We start from the raw sequence: 613 nt of genomic DNA, 5'->3' as shown, positions 1-613 counted from the left end.
AACGAATCTGGTCGAGGGAATCAACAACAAGATCAAGGTCATCAAGCGCGTCGCCTACGGATACCGAGACGACGCCTATTTCTTCCTCAAAATCCGTGCAGCCTTCCCCGGAGTTGGGTGAAGAACCTTTTTTTAGCAGGTCGCGCTCCTCCTTGAGCCTGCGATTCTGGGCCTCCAGCTCGGCGATTCTGACCTGGGCATCTACGGGCGGTGCCTCGGCCTGCGGGTCATGCTTTCGACGCCATTGCTCGATCCAGCGCCTCAGCGCCGTCGGGCCTACATCCATCAGCTGGCAGACGTCCCTGACTGTCTGCCCCTCTACAACGACAAGGCGAACCGCCTCATCCCTCATGCCCTGAGTGATCTGTTTTGCCATGGGTCTACCTCGATGCTCGAAATTGATCCTATCGAGTGTCCAAGTTGATTAGACCACCGCAACCCGTCCATGGGGGCTTGGCCGCGGCATCCATGCCGCGGACACCCCGCAATCCGACACCGCCCCGCCTTCGAGAGGTTCACGCGGCTGTTGGTAACTGCGGCTGTTGTTCCGCGCGGCTGTTGGTAGGTGTCGACCTTGGTCGACACATCTGTCAGATATCGAATGAATTCATCC

At 58.4% G+C, this 613-nt stretch carries 1 protein-coding gene and 1 pseudogene; one reads left to right on the top strand and one right to left on the bottom strand.

Annotated elements, in window-relative coordinates:
* Positions 1 to 121: transposase (locus tag EKL94_RS22225; RefSeq protein WP_148105806.1), on the top strand; the 121-nt coding region annotated here is incomplete at its 5' end.
* Positions 122 to 208: 87 nt separating this feature from the next.
* On the opposite strand, the pseudogene EKL94_RS22740 reads toward EKL94_RS22225, so the two are convergent.
* Positions 209 to 352 (bottom strand): annotated as a pseudogene (locus EKL94_RS22740) (transposase); the annotation flags it as partial.
* Between the last annotated feature and the right edge of the window lie 261 nt (positions 353 to 613).

This window comes from Stenotrophomonas maltophilia (assembly GCF_003970865.1).
GTDB lineage: Bacteria > Pseudomonadota > Gammaproteobacteria > Xanthomonadales > Xanthomonadaceae > Stenotrophomonas > Stenotrophomonas maltophilia_AR.
This window is presented reverse-complemented; position numbering and strand designations above follow the sequence as displayed.